16 protein-coding genes are annotated in these 17,811 nt (G+C 70.2%); 12 read left to right on the top strand and 4 right to left on the bottom strand.

The window, feature by feature from the left end:
• Positions 1–405: 405 nt before the first annotated feature.
• A complete protein-coding gene (locus BL254_RS03875; RefSeq protein ID WP_047224448.1) occupies positions 406–1,554 on the top strand; it encodes a cysteine desulfurase family protein in 1,149 nt (382 codons plus the stop codon).
• Between the two features lie 46 nt (positions 1,555–1,600).
• Positions 1,601–1,909: a sulfurtransferase TusA family protein gene (locus BL254_RS03870; protein ID WP_235433728.1), complete on the top strand. Its 309-nt coding sequence runs from the start codon at positions 1,601–1,603 to the stop codon at positions 1,907–1,909.
• Positions 1,910–1,945: 36 nt separating this feature from the next.
• On the opposite strand, the gene BL254_RS03865 is transcribed toward BL254_RS03870, so the two are convergent.
• Together BL254_RS03865 and BL254_RS03860 are read right to left on the bottom strand one after the other, a co-directional pair.
• A complete protein-coding gene (locus tag BL254_RS03865) occupies positions 1,946–2,926 on the bottom strand; it encodes a carbohydrate kinase family protein (RefSeq protein WP_076842543.1) in 981 nt (326 codons plus the stop codon).
• 309 nt (positions 2,927–3,235) lie between these two features.
• Positions 3,236–3,619, bottom strand: a complete 384-nt coding sequence (locus BL254_RS03860; protein WP_076842542.1) for an iron-sulfur cluster assembly accessory protein — start codon at positions 3,617–3,619, stop codon at positions 3,236–3,238.
• Between the two features lie 522 nt (positions 3,620–4,141).
• Between BL254_RS03860 and nadA the strand changes: the two genes are divergently transcribed.
• From nadA to BL254_RS03845, 3 genes are read left to right on the top strand one after another with little or no spacing between them, the layout of a single operon-like run.
• Complete coding sequence (nadA, locus tag BL254_RS03855) at positions 4,142–5,386, top strand: quinolinate synthase NadA (protein WP_076842541.1); 1,245 nt, start codon at positions 4,142–4,144, stop codon at positions 5,384–5,386.
• Positions 5,386–6,033: a DUF3043 domain-containing protein gene (locus BL254_RS03850; RefSeq protein ID WP_047224443.1), complete on the top strand. Its 648-nt coding sequence runs from the start codon at positions 5,386–5,388 to the stop codon at positions 6,031–6,033. The genes nadA and BL254_RS03850 overlap by 1 nt, the downstream gene beginning before the upstream one ends.
• Positions 6,034–6,087: 54 nt before the next feature.
• Positions 6,088–7,068, top strand: a complete 981-nt coding sequence (locus BL254_RS03845; RefSeq protein WP_076842540.1) for an aldo/keto reductase family protein — start codon at positions 6,088–6,090, stop codon at positions 7,066–7,068.
• Between the two features lie 134 nt (positions 7,069–7,202).
• Here BL254_RS03845 and BL254_RS03840 read toward each other — a convergent pair whose 3' ends face one another.
• On the bottom strand, positions 7,203–7,415 hold the full coding sequence (locus BL254_RS03840; protein ID WP_076842539.1) for a hypothetical protein: 213 nt from the start codon (positions 7,413–7,415) through the stop codon (positions 7,203–7,205).
• A 301-nt stretch (positions 7,416–7,716) separates the two neighbouring features.
• On the opposite strand from BL254_RS03840, the gene BL254_RS26800 reads away from it, so the two are divergent.
• Both BL254_RS26800 and BL254_RS03835 read left to right on the top strand, forming a co-directional pair.
• Positions 7,717–7,887 (top strand): hypothetical protein, encoded by a 171-nt coding sequence (locus tag BL254_RS26800; RefSeq protein ID WP_175648278.1) that lies wholly within the window; start codon positions 7,717–7,719, stop codon positions 7,885–7,887.
• 12 nt (positions 7,888–7,899) lie between these two features.
• Positions 7,900–9,561, top strand: coding sequence for a bifunctional adenosylcobinamide kinase/adenosylcobinamide-phosphate guanylyltransferase (locus BL254_RS03835; RefSeq protein WP_076842538.1), 1,662 nt, complete (start codon positions 7,900–7,902; stop codon positions 9,559–9,561).
• 47 nt (positions 9,562–9,608) lie between these two features.
• Here BL254_RS03835 and BL254_RS03830 read toward each other — a convergent pair whose 3' ends face one another.
• Positions 9,609–10,082 carry a nucleoside deaminase gene (locus tag BL254_RS03830; protein ID WP_139342180.1) on the bottom strand — a complete coding sequence of 158 codons (474 nt, stop codon included), beginning with the start codon at positions 10,080–10,082 and terminating at the stop codon, positions 9,609–9,611.
• Between the two features lie 1,071 nt (positions 10,083–11,153).
• On the opposite strand from BL254_RS03830, the gene BL254_RS03825 reads away from it, so the two are divergent.
• The 5 genes from BL254_RS03825 (at position 11,154) to BL254_RS03800 (ending at position 17,156) form a co-directional block, all read left to right on the top strand.
• Complete coding sequence (locus BL254_RS03825; RefSeq protein WP_047224439.1) at positions 11,154–12,350, top strand: LLM class flavin-dependent oxidoreductase; 1,197 nt, start codon at positions 11,154–11,156, stop codon at positions 12,348–12,350.
• A gap of 50 nt (positions 12,351–12,400) precedes the next feature.
• A complete protein-coding gene (locus BL254_RS03820; protein WP_047224438.1) occupies positions 12,401–13,762 on the top strand; it encodes an NtaA/DmoA family FMN-dependent monooxygenase in 1,362 nt (453 codons plus the stop codon).
• Positions 13,763–14,697: 935 nt separating this feature from the next.
• The gene (locus BL254_RS03815) at positions 14,698–14,997 is read left to right on the top strand and encodes a hypothetical protein (protein WP_047224437.1); all 300 of its coding nucleotides are present in this window, start codon (positions 14,698–14,700) and stop codon (positions 14,995–14,997) included.
• Between the two features lie 327 nt (positions 14,998–15,324).
• Positions 15,325–16,146 carry an SDR family oxidoreductase gene (locus tag BL254_RS03810; protein WP_076842536.1) on the top strand — a complete coding sequence of 274 codons (822 nt, stop codon included), beginning with the start codon at positions 15,325–15,327 and terminating at the stop codon, positions 16,144–16,146.
• Between the two features lie 365 nt (positions 16,147–16,511).
• The gene (locus BL254_RS03800; RefSeq protein ID WP_076842535.1) at positions 16,512–17,156 is read left to right on the top strand and encodes a TetR/AcrR family transcriptional regulator; all 645 of its coding nucleotides are present in this window, start codon (positions 16,512–16,514) and stop codon (positions 17,154–17,156) included.
• Positions 17,157–17,811 lie beyond the last annotated feature (655 nt).

Raw genomic sequence — 17,811 nt, 5'->3', positions numbered from 1 at the left:
CACGGGCAGCTTCCCGCGTGACGGACGTGTGCCAACCGACCGCCACCGCGGCAACGGGCGGCGACATGACCGACGGTGAGCCGGTTGTGGTCGTCCAGGTGCGCGAGTATGGTCGCTCGGCCGGCCCTGCCTGGTCACCGCGACCGGCGCGCCCCATCCGTCTGTCCGCGCGGTACGACGGGGAGCATCAGCTGTCCGCTCCGGGCCATCCACACGAAGCATGATCCAGGCGAGTTTGTTGTTTTGTACTCTTTTTCGTCAGATCAGCGTACAAAACGGCAAACTTTTGGCGATCTTTCCTGAGGCGGACGGTCATGTCGTGGGTCTCGGACGCCGCTTCGGGCCCGCGGCGGGACGGGCCCGCGCGCCAGCATGGCGTGAACGTGGCGGCATACCGTGGTAGGCGTGCCGGCCTATCTCGATCATGCTTCTACGGCCGTTCTGCATCCGACGGCCCGGGCGGCCCTGCTGGCCGCGATCGACGAGGGGTGGGCCGACCCGGCCCGGCTGTACCGCGACGCCCGGCAGGCCCGCATGCTGCTCGACGCCGCCCGGGAGACGGTTGCCGGGGTGATCGGCGCCCGGCCGGACGAGGTCAGCTTCACCGCCTCGGGCACCCAGGCGGCCCAGCTCGCGCTGCTCGGCGCGGCCCGGGCCCGCCGCCGCGCCGGCAGCCGCATCCTGGTCAGCGCCGTGGAACACTCCTGTGTCCTGCACGCCGCCGAGTGGCACGAGCACGCCGGCGGTCTGGTCGGCACCATCGGGGTGGACAGGTTCGGCCGCGTCGACCCGGTGAGCTTCACCCCCCCGCCGGACACGGCGGTGGCCAGCCTGCAGCACGCCAACCACGAGGTCGCCACCATCCAGCCGGTGGCCGCGGCCGCGGATGTCCTGCACGCCACGGGCGTCCCGCTGCACGTGGACGCGGCCATGTCGCTCGGGCGGATACCGGTGGACGTCACGGCGCTGGGCGCCGACCTGCTCAGCGCCAGCGCGCACAAGTTCGGCGGGCCGGCGGGTGTGGGCATCCTGGTGGTGCGCACCGGACGCCGCTGGGTCAACCCGCTGCCCGCGGACGAGCGCGAGGGCGGGCGGGTCGCCGGCTTCCCCAACGTCGCGGGGATCGTCGCTACGGCCGCGGCCCTGCACGCCCGGGCCAGCGAGATCATCACCGAGGGTCCACGCCTGGCCGGCTATGTGGAGCGGCTACGGGCCCGACTGCCCGAGCTGATAGCGGACGTCGAACTGCTCGGCGACCCCGACCCGGCCGGCCGGCTGCCGCACCTGCTCACCTTCTCCTGCCTCTACGTCGACGGCGAGTCGCTGCTGCACGAGCTGGACCGGGCGGGCATCGCGGTCAGCAGCGGCTCCAGCTGCACCTCCGACACGCTCACCCCGAGCCATGTGCTCGCCGCGATGGGTGCGTTGACGCAGGGGAACATTCGGGTGTCCTTCGGCCGGGAGTCCGGCAGCGCGGACGTCGACGCCCTGCTGGCGGTCCTGCCGGACGCGGTCGCCCGCATCCGCGAACGGGCCGGGGCCGCCGGACTGTGACACACAACCGGCCCGCGATGCACTACCGGACCGTGACAACCGGACCATGACGAACAGTCGGGCTATGACAAACAATATAAATAATATAAACAAAACAGATAATACGGACGACATCCACTGGGACATGGCGGCGTTCACCGTGGACGCGCGGGGCCGGCGATGCCCGCTGCCGATCATCGAACTGGCCCGCCGTATCGGTGAGCTCGACCTCGCCGCCACCCTGGTGCTGTGGGCGGACGACCCGGCCGCGGACCTCGACGTCCCCGCCTGGTGCCGGATGCGCGCTCAGGAGCTGGTCGCGACCCGGGCGCTGCCCACGGGCGGGACGGCCTACCTCGTCCGCCGACTCACCTGAATCCTCGGTCAGGCTGTGGCCCCCCGGGGGTCCTGGTCAGGCCGTGGGCAGGTGCGGTGCGATCTGTGCGGCGGCGTCCGCGCCGTAGGTCTCCGACAGGCGCTTGACCAGTTCGGCCGGAACAGTTTCGTACTCCTGGGTGCCGATGGTCTCCAGCGCCAGCGTGGCGAGCAGGCAGCCGAGCTGCGCGCTGCGCTCCAACGACAGTTCCCAGGCGCGTCCCGCGAAGAAGCCGGCGCGGAAGGCGTCCCCGACACCGGTCGGATCCGGGGTGACCCGGGYGGGCACGACCGGTACCCGGATCGGCGCCTGCCCGACGGCCTCGATGGCGACCCCGTCCGCGCCGTGGGTGGTGATCCGGACGCCCACCCGCTGGAGCACCTGCGTGTCCGACCAGCCGGTCTTGCTCTCCAGCAGGCCCTTCTCGTACTCGTTGCACAACAGCCAGGCCGCGCCGTCGACCAACCGGCGGATCTGCGGGCCGTCCATCCGGGCGAGCTGCTGGGAGGGATCGGCCGCGAACGGGATCGACCGCTCGCGGCACTCGTCGGTGTGGCGGAGCATCGCCTCCGGGTCGTTCGGGCTGATCAGCACCAGGTCCAGGCTGCCCAGGCGGTCGGCGATCGGACGCAGCTCGATCAGCCGGGCGTCGCTCATCGCACCGGGATAGAAGGAGGCGATCTGGCAGAGGGCGTCGTCGGTGGTGCACACGAAACGGGCGGTGTGGGCAATTTCGCTCACATACACCGAGTTCGTGTCGACACCGTTGCGGTCGAGCCAGGACCGGTAGTCGGCGAAATCCTCGCCCACCGCCCCGACGAGAACGGGACGCAGGCCCAGCCGTCCGAGCCCGTAACAGATGTTGGCGGCCGCTCCCCCGCGCCGGATGACCAGGTCGTCGACAAGGAACGACAGGGAGATCCTGTCCAGCTGGTCGGCCAGTAGCTGCTCGGCGAACCGGCCCGGAAAGCGCATGAGATGGTCGGTCGCGATGGAACCCGTAACGGCAATAGGCACGATGCGTGATTCTACCTGGCCATCGTCCGTAACTGCCGGGTCCATCCGACATCTGGACACGGCAGACGTGTGGCCGGCTGGTCGCTCCCAGCCGGCCACACGTCACAACCCACGCCACTATCGACGCCACACCGAACGGACACCGTCGGCAACCCGGCGCTGTCCGGCGCCCCGGACCGGACCCACCGGCTGATGTCGCCTCGGCGACGGACGCCTACCGCCGCCCCGACCATGGCAACACGCCCGGCCGGGCCCCAGAAATCAGCGCCCGACCCCGGAAATCAGCAGGGCGCCAGGGATCACCAGGGATCAGTGGAAGGAGTCGCCGCAGGCACAGGAGCCCGCCGCGTTCGGGTTGTCGATCGTGAAGCCCTGCTTCTCGATCGTGTCGACGAAGTCGATCGTCGCCCCGCCGAGGTACGGGCCGCTCATCCGGTCGACCGCGACCTTGACACCGGAGAAGTCGAGGACGGTGTCGCCGTCAAGCTGCCGCTCGTCGAAGAAGAGCTGGTAGCGCATGCCGGAGCAGCCGCCGGGCTGGACGGCGATCCGCAGCTGGAGGTCCTCACGCCCCTCCTGCTCGAGCAGGCTCTTCACCTTGTGCGCGGCCACGTCGGTCAGGATGACGGTGTTCGGACGAGTCRCTGTGTCCACGCCGGTCGCCGTATCGGTCGTCGTGTCCTGGACTGTCATGGAGGCTGCTCCCTAGTGAATATTCCCTGGGGCGTGGGGAGTCACGACGACAGCCACCGTCGCTCCTCCTTCGGCCGATTGGATACGTGTGCAGGGATGCCAGAGGTATTCGGCTACTCGCAATACGTGCGCATCCAGTACGTGCGCATCACTGTAGGCAACAACATGGGATGCCCGCGACGCCACCCTTCATGCACGGTCGCCGTTCTGCCATCGCGACGGCAGTCGTCCCGTCCTCACCAGTAGTCGTCACCAGCAAGCTCACCAGCGAGCCCACCAGCAAGCCGTTGCACACGCCTGGATGGAACACCGCCCGCCGCGATTGCCTTCCCATCGTACGCAGGTCGTCCGCRCACGACCAAGCACACGACCCGCGGCTGTGATCACGAACTCGTCCCGCGCGGTACGGCAGAAGGTCCCAGACGGTGCGGTACAGGGCCGTGGCGAGTTAGAGTCTTACCGACCATACGTCCCCATGCGTGCGGCCAGGCCACGGACGGCCGGTCGACCTCAGGAGCGAGCATGACGACCCATCCCGCGCTCGAACGCGCCGGCGTCGCGGCGCCGGGAACACCTTCGGTCACACCGCCGGCCCCGCCACGCTCCCGGCCCCTGGCCGGGCCGCTCGAACTGCTGCTGCTCGGACGCGGCTCGGATCCCGACAGCGAACGCGGGGTCGACTGCCCCGGCGCGCTGCCACCCGCGTCCGACCCGACGCTCGTCGAACGGGCGAGAACGGCCAGAGCCGCCCTCGGTGACTCCGTCTTCGTCCTCGGCCACCACTACCAGCGGGACGAGGTCATCGCCTTCGCCGACGTCACCGGCGACTCGTTCAAACTCGCCCAGCAGGCCGCCGCCCGGCCCGAGGCCGGGCACATCGTCTTCTGCGGCGTGCACTTCATGGCGGAGAGCGCCGACATTCTCACCGGCGACCACCAGCAGGTGATCCTGCCCGATCTCGCCGCCGGCTGCTCCATGGCCGACATGGCCACGGCCGAACAGGTCGAACAGGCCTGGGAGACGCTCGCGGACGCCGGCCTCGCCGAGGGCACCGTCCCGGTGAGCTACATGAACTCCTCCGCCGCCATCAAGGCGTTCACCGGACGGCACGGCGGCACCATCTGCACGTCCTCCAACGCCCGCCGAGCGCTGGAATGGGCGTTCGGGCCGGCCCGCCGTGGCGAGCGGGTGCTGTTCCTGCCCGACCAGCATCTCGGCCGCAACACCGCCGTGCTGGAGATGGGGATGTCGCTGGACGACTGCGTCGTCTATAACCCGCACCGCCCCGGCGGCGGCCTCACCCGCGAACAGCTGCGGGACGCCCGGATGATCCTGTGGCAGGGGCACTGCTCGGTGCACGGCCGGTTCAGCCTCGGCTGCGTCGACGAGGTGCGCGCCCGGATACCCGGCGTCACCGTACTGGTGCATCCCGAGTGCCGGCACGAGGTCGTCACCGCCGCGGACCTGGTCGGCTCGACGGAGTACATCATCAAGGCGGTGGACGAAGCCCCGCCCGGCTCCCGGTTCGCCGTCGGCACCGAGCTGAACCTGGTGCAGCGGCTGGCCAACCGGCACCCTGACAAGACCGTCGTCTTCCTGGATCGTACGGTGTGCTACTGCTCCACCATGAACCGTATCGATCTGCCCCACCTCGTGTGGACCCTTGAATCCCTGGTCCGCGGCGAGACGGTCAACCGCATCACGGTCGACCCCGACGTCGYGGCATACGCCCGGAAGGCCCTCGACCAGATGCTGGCGCTGCCCTGATGGCACTGTTGAAACGACGCACGTCCGTCTCCGACGATCCCGCGGACACCGCGGGCACACCGGTGGCCACGGCCGACTCCGCTCCCCCCACCGCCGACACCGAACGTGGGAACCGGCCGGGCAACGGGGTGGGGAAGGGCCGTCCCACCCCGAAGCGCAGCCAGGCGCGGGCGGCGCGCGCCCGCGGCGGCGCCCTGCCCACCCCGACGTCCCGCAAGGAGGCCCGGGCCCACGTCCGCGAGGAGCGCCGCCGGTCGAGCCGGGAGTACCGGGCGGCGATGCTCTCCGGTGATGTCAGCAGGCTGCCGCCGCGCGAGCGCGCCCCCGAGCGGGTGCTCGCCCGGGACTTCGTCGACACCCGCCGCAACATCGGGCCGTTCTTCCTCGCCGCCGCCCTGGTGTACTTCCTCGGTGGCATCGTCCCCAACGCGTACGTGCGGCTGGTCACCACCTCGCTGATGCTGCTGGGCCTGCTCGCGGTGGCCGTCGACTCGGTGGTCCTGGCCCGCCAGGTCAGCCGCCGGGTGGCACGGAAGTACCCGGACTCGCGGGTCCGGGTCCGGGCCTACTCGGTGCAGCGCGCGCTCCTGCCTCCCCGCTGGCGGATGCCCCGGCCCCGGGTGAGCCGTCGGGACGGCCAACGATGAACGTGTGATTTCGCGGCCGGGCGCCTCGGGGCACGGGCGTTCTAAGGTGACTGTGTGGAGCACAGACGACTCGGGCGTAGCGGACTGTCCGTCAGCGAGATCTCATACGGTAACTGGATCACCCATGGTGACCAGGTCGAACGGGAGCAGGYGCTCGCCTGTGTACAGGCCGCTCTCGACGAGGGCATCACCACCTTCGACACGGCCGACGTCTACGCGGGCACCCGCGCCGAGACCGTGCTGGGCGAAGCGCTCGACGGCGTCCGCCGGGAGTCCTACGAGCTGTTCACCAAGGTCTTCTGGCCGACCGGCCCCGGCCCGAACGACCGGGGCCTCGGCCGCAAGCACATCATCGAGTCCTGCCACGCGTCGCTGCGGCGGCTGCGCACCGACTATGTCGATCTCTACCAGGCGCACCGGTACGACCCGACCGTGCCGCTGGAGGAGACCCTGCGGGCCTTCGACGACCTCGTACGGGCCGGCAAGGTCCTCTACGTCGGCGTCTCGGAGTGGAGCGCCGCGCAGATCTCGGACGCGGTGCGGACAGCCGACGAACTGGGCTTCGACCGGATCATCTCCAACCAGCCGCAGTACTCGCTGCTGTGGCGCACGATCGAGGCCGAGGTTATCCCGACCTCACGGGACGCCGGCATCTCCCAGATCGTCTGGTCACCGGTCGCGCAGGGCGTGCTCACCGGCAAGTACCGGCCGGGCCAGCCGCCGCCGGTGGACACCCGCGCCACCAGCACGACCGGCGGGCGCTTCATCCAGCGGCTGCTGGGCGACGACGTCCTCGCCCGGGTGCAGGACCTGCTGCCCGTCGCGGCCGACGCCGGTCTGTCCCCGGCCCAGCTCGCGGTGGCCTGGGTGCTCCAGAACGACAACGTGGCGTCGGCGATCATCGGGGCGTCCCGGCCAGAGCAGGTCCATGAGAACGTCAGGGCGTCCGGAGTGAAGCTCGACCCCGACCTGCTGGCCCGCATCGACTCCGTGCTCGACGGCGTCATCGTCACCGACCCGACAATCGTCGGCTAGCCGCCCGGCCCAGCCAGCCTGGTCAGGCCCGCGGCCGTGGGCCTGACCGGTGGGGTCTACCAGGCATGGGCCGCCGAACGCCCGCAAGACACGATCGGCGCGTTCGGCGGCAGGGCCGCTGGTCGACGCGGCCGCTAGTCGACGGGGCGCAGGCTCATCGGGCCGTAGACCTTGCGATCGCCCTCGTGGAGCACCACCTGTTGGACGCCGGCGGCCAGCAGCTCCTGCCAGATCTCCCCCAGCCAGGTCTCGGCGTCGCCCTGGGTCGGGAACGACTCCGACGGCAACGAGCCGGCGGGATTGACCACCCCACCGTCCTCCGTCTCGAAACGCCAGGTCCAGCTCACCGTTGGCCCCCTTGTCCAGGTCGTCGGTCCTCGTCGCGCTGTCCGTCGGACACCATCCAACACCGACGGTGGGCCCGGAGGAGACGACCGGCGGGTCGGTCTCGCCGCCGACCCAACCCGCGGCCGGCCGGAACACCGGCACCGGGAGCGGGACCGGCACCAGTCCGACCGATGGCGGATCCGGAGCGTGGCCGCTGGTCAGCGGCGGTAGCCGGGCGGACAGGTGGCCGGTGAACGGAAACACCCCATACGATCCGTCGGACGGCCGGGCCAGTCGACACAGAGGAAGGAGACCGTGATCATGGCTTCGCACGGTGTCACGACGTTGCTCGCGGAGGCTACCGCCGAGTCGCACGAGGCGCCCTTGGTCTGGTGGCAGGTCGGGCTGGTCACGATCGGCGCGATCGTGCTCCTCGGCGTCGTGATCGCGCTCATGACGCTGGCCGACCGCAGGCGCCATCCGCACCCGTAGGCGTCCGGGCCGGTGCGCCTGAGGCTGCTGGGCACGGGGTCGGCCGACGGCTGGCCCAACCCGTGGTGTGGGTGTGCGTCCTGCGAGTGGGCCCGCGAACACCAGGTGCGCACCCAGACCGCGGTGCTTGTCGACGACCGCCTGCTCATCGACTGCGGGCCGGACGTGCCGCGCGCCGCCACCAGGTTCGGGGTGCGGCTCGCCGACGTGCGTCACCTGCTGTTCAGCCACGCCCACGGCGATCACACCGGCCCCGCGGCCCTGCTGTGGCGGACGTGGTCGACGGTGGCCACCCGTCCGTTGGACGTCGTCGGGCCGCCCGCCTCGTTGGACGCCTGCCGTCCCTTCGTGGCGCCCCCGGACGGGGACACGGGGGCGCTGCGATTCCGACTGGCACACGCCGGTGACGTCCTGTCACTGGACGGTTTCGAGATCCGCGCGCTGGCGGCCAACCACGGGGCCGCGTTCGTGGGCCCGGCGCTGCTCTACGACATCACGGCCCCTGACGGCGGACGCCTGCTCTACGCCTGCGACACCGCCGCGCCGCTACCACCGGCGACCCTGGACGCGCTGACCGGGCGCGCCTTCGACGTCGTGCTGATGGAGGAGAACAACGGCGACCGGCCCGGCTTCGGCGACCATCTCGACCTGGCGACGTTCGCCGACGTCCTCGCGGAGCTGCGGCGGCGGGGCGCCGTGGTCGGGGCGAGCCGGGTCGTCGCCGTCCATCTCAGCCACCGCAACCCGCCCGGCGACGAGCTCGCCCGGCGGCTGGCGCTGATGGGCGCGCACCTGTATTCCGACGGCGCCGTCATCGACACCGCCACCGGCAACGTCCCCGGCACCACCGACCCCGGTGACGTGCTCGATACCGCTGCCAGCAACGCCCCCGGCAACGTCCTCGATACCGCCGGCGGCGACGTCCTCGGCACCGTCGTAGCCAGCGGCGCGCCCGGCAGCACTACGTCCAATGGCGTGCTCGGGCCAGTCGGCACTGGCACTGGTACCGGCGCTGGTGGCACTGGCACCGCCGGTACCGATGGCGGTGGCCGGCCCGAGCGCACCGTGTTCCGCGGAACACGGCCCCCGGTGGGCCCGCCCCGGCCGTATCGCGTCCTGATCACTGGAGGTGCCCGGTCGGGGAAGTCCGCGGAAGCCGAACGACGGCTCACCGCCTGGCCGGAGGTGGTCTACGTGGCCACGGCGGGCCCGGTCCCGCCGGGCGACTCCGACTGGGCGGCGCGGGTGGCCGCCCACCGCACCCGCCGGCCGTCCCACTGGACGACGCTGGAGACAACCGATCTACCACCGCTGCTGCGCGCGGACGGCCCACCGCTGCTGATCGACTGCCTCACCCTGTGGCTGACCGCCCACCTGAGCGAGGAGCATCCGGACGACGGCCACCAGGCCGGGAACAGCCCGTCCGACGACGGCGCGACCGGCGAAACGGCGGCCGGGGAATGGCCCACCAGGCTCCGGGAGCTGGTGGCTGCCTGGCGGGACACCCGCCGTCACGTGGTCGCGGTGACCAACGAGGTCGGCTCCGGGATCGTGCCGGCAACCGCGGTCGGACGCCGCTTCCGCGATGCCCTCGGCCGCCTCAACGCCGCGGTCGCGGCCGAGTCCGACGAGGTCTGGCACGTCGTCGCCGGCATCCCCACCCGCCTGCGCTGACCCGCGTTTCATCCTGGCGCCAAGCCGCCCGTAGCGAGGCCACCCGCTCAGCCGCGTCCGGATGGCTGGTGTGGGCCGAAGTGGCGGTTGAGCAGCGCATCGCATTCGGCTTTGAGGACTTCGGGGATGACCTCGACGAAGTGGTTCAGTCTCGGGTCACGCACGAGATCCCACTGGGAGCAGACGGCACCGTTGCGTTCGTCCCACGAGCCGATGACCAGCCGCGGCACCCGGGCGAGGACGACGGCGCCGGCAGCCATCACCCCGGGCTCGAGCGTGGTCACCAGGGTGCAGYCGTCGAGTTTCCACGTCCCGAGCGCACGCCCGGCCCGCCGGAGCACGGTGATCTCCGCGTGGGCGGTCGGGTCGGCCGTCCGCTGCCGATCGTGGTGCGCGGCGGTGATCTCCCGTCCGTCCGGGCCGTAGATCACCGCTCCGACGGGCGGATCGCCGGCTCCCGGGTCCGGCAGCGCCCGCGCCATCTCCAGGGCGCGGCGCATCCACGGCTCGTACTTCGCCACGGCCGCCCCCAGCCGCGTCGCCCCCAGCCGCGCCGGGCCCGGCCACACAGGATCCGGCCGCACAGGATCCGGCTGTACAGCATCTGGCTGTACCGGATCTGGCCGCACGAGAGCTGATTGTCCTCCCCACGCCGAGCCGCCAGCCCGCCGCACGCACCTGCTCCCGCAGGTATGCCGCTACCCGGCCCTTGCGGCCCTGGCCGGCCTCACCCAGGCCGGGGCGAAGCGCGCGCTCGACCTGCTCGTCCCAAACCGGCCCGTCCGTGGCTCCAGCAGCGGGCGCAACACCCACTACATCGTGGCGCGAACACAMACGGAAGCGGTACGAACACATGCGGAAGTGACGAGGACGCAGAGGGAATAAATGAAAGACGTGCCGTCGCGCGACGGACGGGCGTGGATACACGGTCCCGCGCGGGCGGCCGCGGCAATCCCGTGAGCCGGCATCATTGCGCCGCGCGCGACCCTCGGCTACGGTCTAGTTGTGGCACTGAAGAGTGCATGTGCAGTGACGTGTGCAGCGAAAAGTACGCGGGCGGTGAAAAGCGCGGGAGCGGTGACGAGCATGCCGGCGTTGAAGAGCGCGTCGGCGCGGGGAACGTTCGTCACCCGCAGGTACCTCGACCTCTCTCGTCTCGCGAGCTCTCTCTGTTGTCGTTGACGGAGCGTCAGCCGGTCCACCTGCCAGTGCGGTACGACGATGTCAGGCCTGTATACATGCCGTTCACGTCGTTCATGCCGTCCCGCTTTCCCAGCGGCCGTGTTCCGATTTCCCGTATCTGACACCTGTTGACCAGCGGCGTCGGCGAGGAAAGGCAGCGACTGCGATCCGGAAGGTAACCCGGGCCCGGAAGCAAAAAGATCCGACCGTGCTGCCGGCGGCCTGCCGAGATGAGCGGACACCGATCGACACCCCGTGTCGGACGCCGTTTCGATGCCATTGCATCGGCCGTTTCCCACGCCGTCACGGAACCCTGCCGGCCGACGAGACACACCCGGCACCCGGGAAGCACCCAGGAAACACCCGAGAAGTAAAAAAGAGAAAAAGAAGAGAAGGGGACAACACGTCTGATGCCCGCGCTCTTTCCACTTCATCTCGCCGTCGCGCTGGACGGTACCGGCTGGCATCCCGCGGCCTGGCGGGAGCCGCGGGCGCGCCCGCTCGAGCTGTTCACCCCGCGCTACTGGGTCGACCTGGTCGCCGAGGCCCAGCGCGGGCTGCTGGACTTCGTCACCATCGAGGACGCCCTTGGCGTGCAGTCCTCCCGCTATGACGGGCCGGACGGGCGGACCGACCAGGTGCGCGGGCGCCTGGACGCGCTGCTGATCGCCTCCCGGGTCGCGCCGCTGACCGCACACATCGGGCTCGTCCCGACCGCGACCGTCACCCACACCGAGCCGTTCCACGTCTCGAAGGCGGTAGCGACCCTGGACTACGTCAGCACCGGCCGGGCCGGCTGGCGGGCGCAGCTGTCGCGTCCCAGCGAGAACTCCCATTTCGGCCGCCGCGACATCCCCCGCCTGCGGCTCGAGGACTACGCGACACCCGAGGGCCAGGCGCTGGTCGCCGAGCACTTCGAGGAGGCCGGCGACTTCGTCGAGGTGGTCCGCCGGCTGTGGGACAGCTGGGAGGACGACGCGGAGATCCGCGACGCCGCCACCGGTCGGTTCATCGACCGCGAGAAACTGCACTACATCGATTTCAAGGGCAGGTGGTTCAGCGTCCGCGGCCCGTCGATCGTGCCGCGGCCACCGCAGGGGCAGCCGCTGGTCACCGCGCTCGCGCACAGCACGCTGCCCTACCGGTTCGGTGCCCGCTCGGCCGACGTCGTCTACGTGACCCCGCGGGACACCTACGACGCGCGCGCGATCGTCGAGGAGATCCGGGCCGAGCAGCACTCCGCCGGACGGACGGAGAACGTGCACGTCTTCGGTGATCTCGTCGTCTTCCTCGACACCGCCGCGACAGCGGCGAACGACCGCCGCAGGCGCCTGGACGAGCTGGCCGGCAGCGAGTACGGCAGCGACGCGCTGGTGTTCACCGGCACCCCCGCCGAACTCGCCGACCTGCTGCGGGACTGGCAGCGCGCGGGCCTGTCCGGCTTCCGGCTGCGGCCCGGGGCGATCCCGCACGACCTGGAGGCGATCACCCGCGCGCTGGTCCCGGAACTACAGCAGCGCGGCCTGTTCCGCACCGCCTACGAGGCGGACACGCTGCGCGGCCTGCTCGGGCTGCCCAGGCCTGCCAACCGCTACGCCGCCGCCTGACGACCACCGGCCGGCCCGCCGGCCGATATCGAGCGCCTGGAGCGTTACGCATGAGCAAGCCCCGCAAGCAGATCATCCTCGGTGCCTACCTCGGTGGCGTGAACCACCACACGGTGTGGTCCGACCCGGCCGCCGGCAGCCAGATCGCGTTCTCCTCGTTCCAGCACCTGGCCCGGACCGCCGAACGCGGCAGGTTCGACTTCTTCTTCCTCGCCGAGGGCCTGATCCTGCGTGAACGGCTCGGCCTGATCTTCGACCAGGACATCGTCGGCCGGCCGGACACCCTGCCGGTGCTCGCCGCGCTGGCCGCGGTGACCGAACACCTCGGCCTGATCGGCACCATCAACGCCACCTTCAACGAGCCGTACGAACTGGCCCGGCAGCTCGCCTCGCTGGACCACCTCTCCGGCGGACGGGCCGGCTGGAACGTGGTGACCTCCTTCGGCGCCTTCACCGGGCAGAACTTCCGCCGCGGCGGCTTCCTGCACCGCGACGACCGCTACGTCCGCGCGGGCGAGTTCCTCGCCACCGCCCGGAAGCTCTGGGACTCCTGGCCCGCCGACGCCGTGGTGGCCGACAGGAGCAGCGGGCGGTTCGTCCGCGACGACAGCGTGGGCGCGTTCAGCCAGCACGGCGAGCAGTTCGACATCTCCGGGCGCTTCAACGTCCCCCGCAGCCCCCAGGGCCGTCCGGTCGTCCTGCAGGCCGGGGTGTCCCCGCAGGGCCGGGACTTCGCGGCCGGCAGCGCGGACGCGATCTTCTCCCCCTACCGCCACCTGCCCGAGGCGCGCGAGTTCTACCAGGACATCCAGGCTCGGGCGCTGCGCCAGGGCCGCCCGGCCGGCTCGGTCAGGCTGCTGCCCTCGGCGTCGTTCGTGCTCGGCGACACCGAGGCCGAAGCCGTCGAACGGCACCGGGAGATCACCCGGACGCAGGTCAGCGGCCGGACGGCGCAGATCCTGCTCGAGACCGTCTGGAACCGTGACCTCTCCGGCTACGACCCCGACGGCCCGCTGCCTGATGTCGACCCCGACCCGGACGCCCCCCTGGTGATCCAGGGCCGGGCGCGCCTGGCCCAGGACCCGCACGAGACGGTGGCCAACTGGCGGGCGCTGGCCGAGGCGAACAACTACTCGCTGCGCGAGCTGGCCATCCACGTCTTCAGCCGCACCGAGTTCATCGGCACACCGGCGCAGGTGGCCGAACGCATCGACTCCTTCGTCCAGAACGACGGCTCGGACGGCTTCATCCTCGGCTCCCACCTGACCCCCACCGGCCTGGACGAGTTCGTCGACAAGGTGGTGCCACTCCTGCAGGAACGCGGCTCCCTACGCGCCGAATACACCGGCACGACCCTGCGCGACAACCTCGGCCTCCCCACCCCCAACACCCCCGCCTCCGCCGCCGCCTGAAACCACGAGCCCTTCATCGAAGGTGCGACCAACAACCCGCCGGACCACCACATCTTCGCCGCGATGGTCCGCGCCAACGCTGAATTCGTCGCCACCTTTGCCAGCTATACAGAGCTGGCGGACGGTGCAGAGATGAGTTCTTCGGCGCGGCCGAGAAATTCTCGGACCGCCGGTTTCCGGCTGTGCGGCGCAAGATGGGTGGTCAGACGGGTGATGTGACCGACGCATCGGGCCGAATCGACCTCCTCGGTGAGGAGGTCGATAGTAGCGGTACCGAGAGCCAGGGCGCGATCAAGATCGGGTGGGTCCTGCCTGGCATAGGCGCTGGAGGCGATCACCCGCGCGCTGGTCCCCGAACTCCAGCAACCGTGGCGTGTTCCGCACCGCCTACGAGGCTGAAACGCTGCGTGGCCTTCTCAGGCTGGCCCAGACCCGCCAACCGCTACGCCGCCGCCTGAGACGCCCGAACAGCCGAGACACGGAAAAGCGGCGCTGGAGCGCACCGCTTTCAGCGACGCTCCGCTGACGCCCTGTCTCCGCCATGGCTCGCGACTCGCGCAGGCCGCGGAACGGTGCGCCCACCCCGATCCCCCGCCGACACTCACCAGCCGTAGGTGGAAACCGCTGTAGCAGCCACGGTTTTCACCTACAGGCGCGGAGGCCGTGGGCGGAAAACCGTCGCCATAACCACGATTTTCACCTACGGGCGCGGCTGTACACACACGAAGGCGGACGACCCAGCAGCGTGGGCGTGGGACGGCGTGGGGAACGGCGCTCCCTGGCCCGATAGCCCCGCCCTGCCGCAGCCCAGCCCGCCGCCAACGTACGCCAGAACACCAGATGACCCGACACTCCCGGACGGAGGCAGTCTCCGAAGCTCACGGCAGCGCCCACTCAAGATCTTTATTGCCTTCAGATGCCCTTTGACCGCGTCGATGACCCTCAGCCCCGCCTACGACATGGTGCCGCAGGCACACCAGTCCAACGACGGAGAAGTCGCTCTTGCCGTTGCCGGCGAATACCGCCACGCCGCCATCGCCCTCGACCATCTCGTGAAAGAGGGCCGCGCATGGGGCCTCGCCACGGCCGCCGACCTCGTCGAGGAGACCCTGGCCACGGTCCTTCATCTGACGAGATCAGAGACTCCACACCCACGCGCGGACCCCGGGCTCGCCCACAACATCGCCCGGTTCACCTCCAACCTCCTCACCGGCCACACCATCGGCGGTGAGTAGCCAGACCCCAGAAAACCATGGGGAATCACCCGCTACGTCAGAGGCTGTCAGAAGATCTTCAGCTGGCCGCCAGGGCAGCAGCCTTGACCTGCAGAAACAGCCCCCGTGCTGGCCGATGCACCGTTCTGCCGGCAGGCCCGTTCGATTCCGGCCAACTGAGAAGAGCCCGATTCCCTGAGTGACCSCATTCCATGACTCCTGTCGACTGATTATCAATCAACCAGGATGCTAAGTGGCACCTGCTGAAGCGTCAATGCACAAGACACGACGGGGCGAGACACCGCCACGTGCAGTCCGTCGAGCCGCACCGGAAAGAGGAACCCTGCTGTGAGAACTCACGACCCCGTTGCCGGAAGGCGTGTGCTGCTGACCGGAGCGTGCAGCGGCATCGGACGATCCCTGGCCACACAGCTCGCGGCCAAGGGCGCACACCTCGCACTCGTGGCTCGACGCACCCACCTGCTCGACGGGCTCGCCGTGGAGATCTCCGCGACGGGCGCCGCGCCCCCGGTCGTCCTGACCGCCGACCTCRCCTCGGCCGAATCGGCGACCGACGTGGCGCACCGCGCGCTCGGGGAGCTCGGTGCGGTCGACGTCCTGATCAACAATGCGGGGACGAGYCTGACCGGCGCGCTCAGCCTGCACTCCGATACCGAGGCCGCCCGCGCTGTCTTCGAGACGAACTTCTGGGCGCCGATCGCACTCAGTGCCGCGCTGATCCCCGCGATGCGCGCCCAAGGACGTGGCACCGTTGTCAACGTCACCTCGACGATTCAGTCGGTTCCCCTGCCGCTGCTGGGGTACTACGCGTCATCGAAGGCCGCCCTCGGGCAGGCGACGCGATCGCTGCGCGAGGAGCTCGCCACCACGCCGATCCGTGTGCTCGAGGTGATCCCGGGCGGCACTGACACGGCTCTCCGCGACGTGGACGAGCTCCCGTGGCGCGGCAGCGTCCCGAAGACGATTCCACCGGTCTCGGCGGACTCGATGGCGGCCGCGATCGTGCGGGCCCTTGAGCGCGGAAGCAAGCGGCTGGTCTATCCGCCCTACGCGCTGGTCCCCCTGGAACTTCCTGTCACCGGTCGCGTGGTCGCCCACCTCGCCGGACGCCGAATCGACACGGCCAACGCCCTGCCCAGCGAGCCCTGAGGAAATGCCACCATGCCTATCGTCGCCTATCGTCCTGGCCCGGCCTACCGTCCTGGCCCGGCGCCACGAACGTGCTGGCGCCCTCGCCGCTTTCGCTCACGTCGGCACAGCACCCGTCGCACACTTCGCCGTCCCGAAGTCGCTGGAGACGAAGCTCGGCCTGGTCGCCGCCCCCTGGTTCCGGCGGGAGACGGGGACCGCCAACGCGGGCCACGCGTACGGTGCGCTGCGGCTCTACCACGGCCATCGGCCGGTATCTCCATGGCCGCCGTAAGGGCCGTAGCGACGCTACGCGGCCACCGGAGCGGACCGTTAGCCACTTGGTGGATGAAGGCCCATAACCCGTCAACTAGCGTTTGCCCACCATGACCAGCAATGTGGGTGCGACTGCGGACCGTCGTCGGCTGCTCCTCGAGGCAGCGCGTCAGCTCTTCGGCACGAGGTCGTACGACGACGTCACCACCACCGAGATCGCGAAGAAGGCGGGGGTCTCCTACGGACTCATCGCGCACCACTTCGGGAACAAGCGTGGGCTGTACCTGGCCGTGATGGACGACATCCGGAACGAGCTCGCCGCCGAGCAGGACAGCCCAGTCGAKGGCGAAACACTCACTGAACAACTCCACAACGCGCTTCGCCGCCACGTCGACTACATCGATTCTCACCGGTCAGGGTTCCTCGCCCTGCTCCGAGGCGACCTCGGCGCAGACCCGGGCATGCGCGCGATGTTCGATGAGCTTCGTTGGAGCGGCGCCAGCCGAAYCCTGCATCGGATCGGTGTCCATGGTGAGCCACCCCCGGTCCTGCGCGCCGCCATGCGAAGCTGGGTCGCCCAGTTCGATGAGCTGATGCTCGATCGCCTCGACCACGGCGACACGTCCGTCGACACGATCGTCGCGCTGGCCGCCAACGCGCTGATCGCGGCCCTGGGCACCGTACTTTCACTCGATCAGAACATCGAACTCGACCCGGAAGTCCTGGCCCAGCTCGGAAGCTGTCAAGTCACGTGAGACAGTTGGTCGTGACCCGATTGGCTGTTGGCTGTGGGATTGGCTGGTTGATCCACACGGTCTCGGGCAAGCAGGGTGGCTGCGGTCCGCGGGCCTCTGCCGGTGACACAGCACCACAGCGTGGCGCCGTTCGCGGCACGGATTGTCGTCTCCACCGCCGAACCATAACAACGACAGCGCATCCCMCTCACCACAGGCAGCCGGGACCACACCGCACGCCTGTGGGACACCGCCACCGGGCGTCTGCCCGCGACCCGCTGTCCCCTCCCAGATGGCGAGTGGGTCACCGTCCTGGYGGATGGGAGGTACAAGAACTCCGGGGGGCGACGTCCGTTCGCCGCTGTGGCGGTCGGTCGGGCTACGCCGATTCGAGCCTGACGATCTTGGCAGGCCGGACCCCGGCTACCAGCCGCCCGACCCGGCCGCGCCCATCCCCGAGCTGGATCGAATCCCCCTCGACGCGCTGCCGGCGACACAACCGCGAACGCCACCACAGCCGCGGCGGCGAGGGATGACGGGCGGGCAACACCACCGATCTTCCGCCTGATTACAGCACCATTACGACGCCGGTAGGACATACCGGAGAACTACCTGTGGGGGACGCCCGGGACCGGATTTTGTGCGGGGCTGATGTGGGTGCGACCTCCTGGGACGG

It is taken from the genome of Protofrankia sp. BMG5.30 (assembly GCF_001983005.1).
GTDB classification, from domain to species: Bacteria; Actinomycetota; Actinomycetes; order Frankiales; family Frankiaceae; genus Protofrankia; species Protofrankia coriariae.
The sequence above is the reverse complement of the archived record's forward strand: the minus strand, read 5'-3'. Positions and strand labels throughout refer to the sequence as shown.

Excerpts from the sequence above, each read along its gene's own strand:
- BL254_RS03870 (WP_235433728.1), top strand. The coding sequence starts at position 1,601 with ATGACGAACAGTCGGGCTATGACAAACAATATAAATAATATAAACAAA.
- BL254_RS03850 (WP_047224443.1), top strand. The coding sequence starts at position 5,386 with ATGGCACTGTTGAAACGACGCACGTCCGTCTCCGACGATCCCGCGGAC.
- BL254_RS26800 (WP_175648278.1), top strand. The coding sequence starts at position 7,717 with ATGGCTTCGCACGGTGTCACGACGTTGCTCGCGGAGGCTACCGCCGAG.
- BL254_RS03825 (WP_047224439.1), top strand. The coding sequence starts at position 11,154 with ATGCCCGCGCTCTTTCCACTTCATCTCGCCGTCGCGCTGGACGGTACC.
- BL254_RS03820 (WP_047224438.1), top strand. The coding sequence starts at position 12,401 with ATGAGCAAGCCCCGCAAGCAGATCATCCTCGGTGCCTACCTCGGTGGC.
- BL254_RS03815 (WP_047224437.1), top strand. The coding sequence starts at position 14,698 with ATGACCCTCAGCCCCGCCTACGACATGGTGCCGCAGGCACACCAGTCC.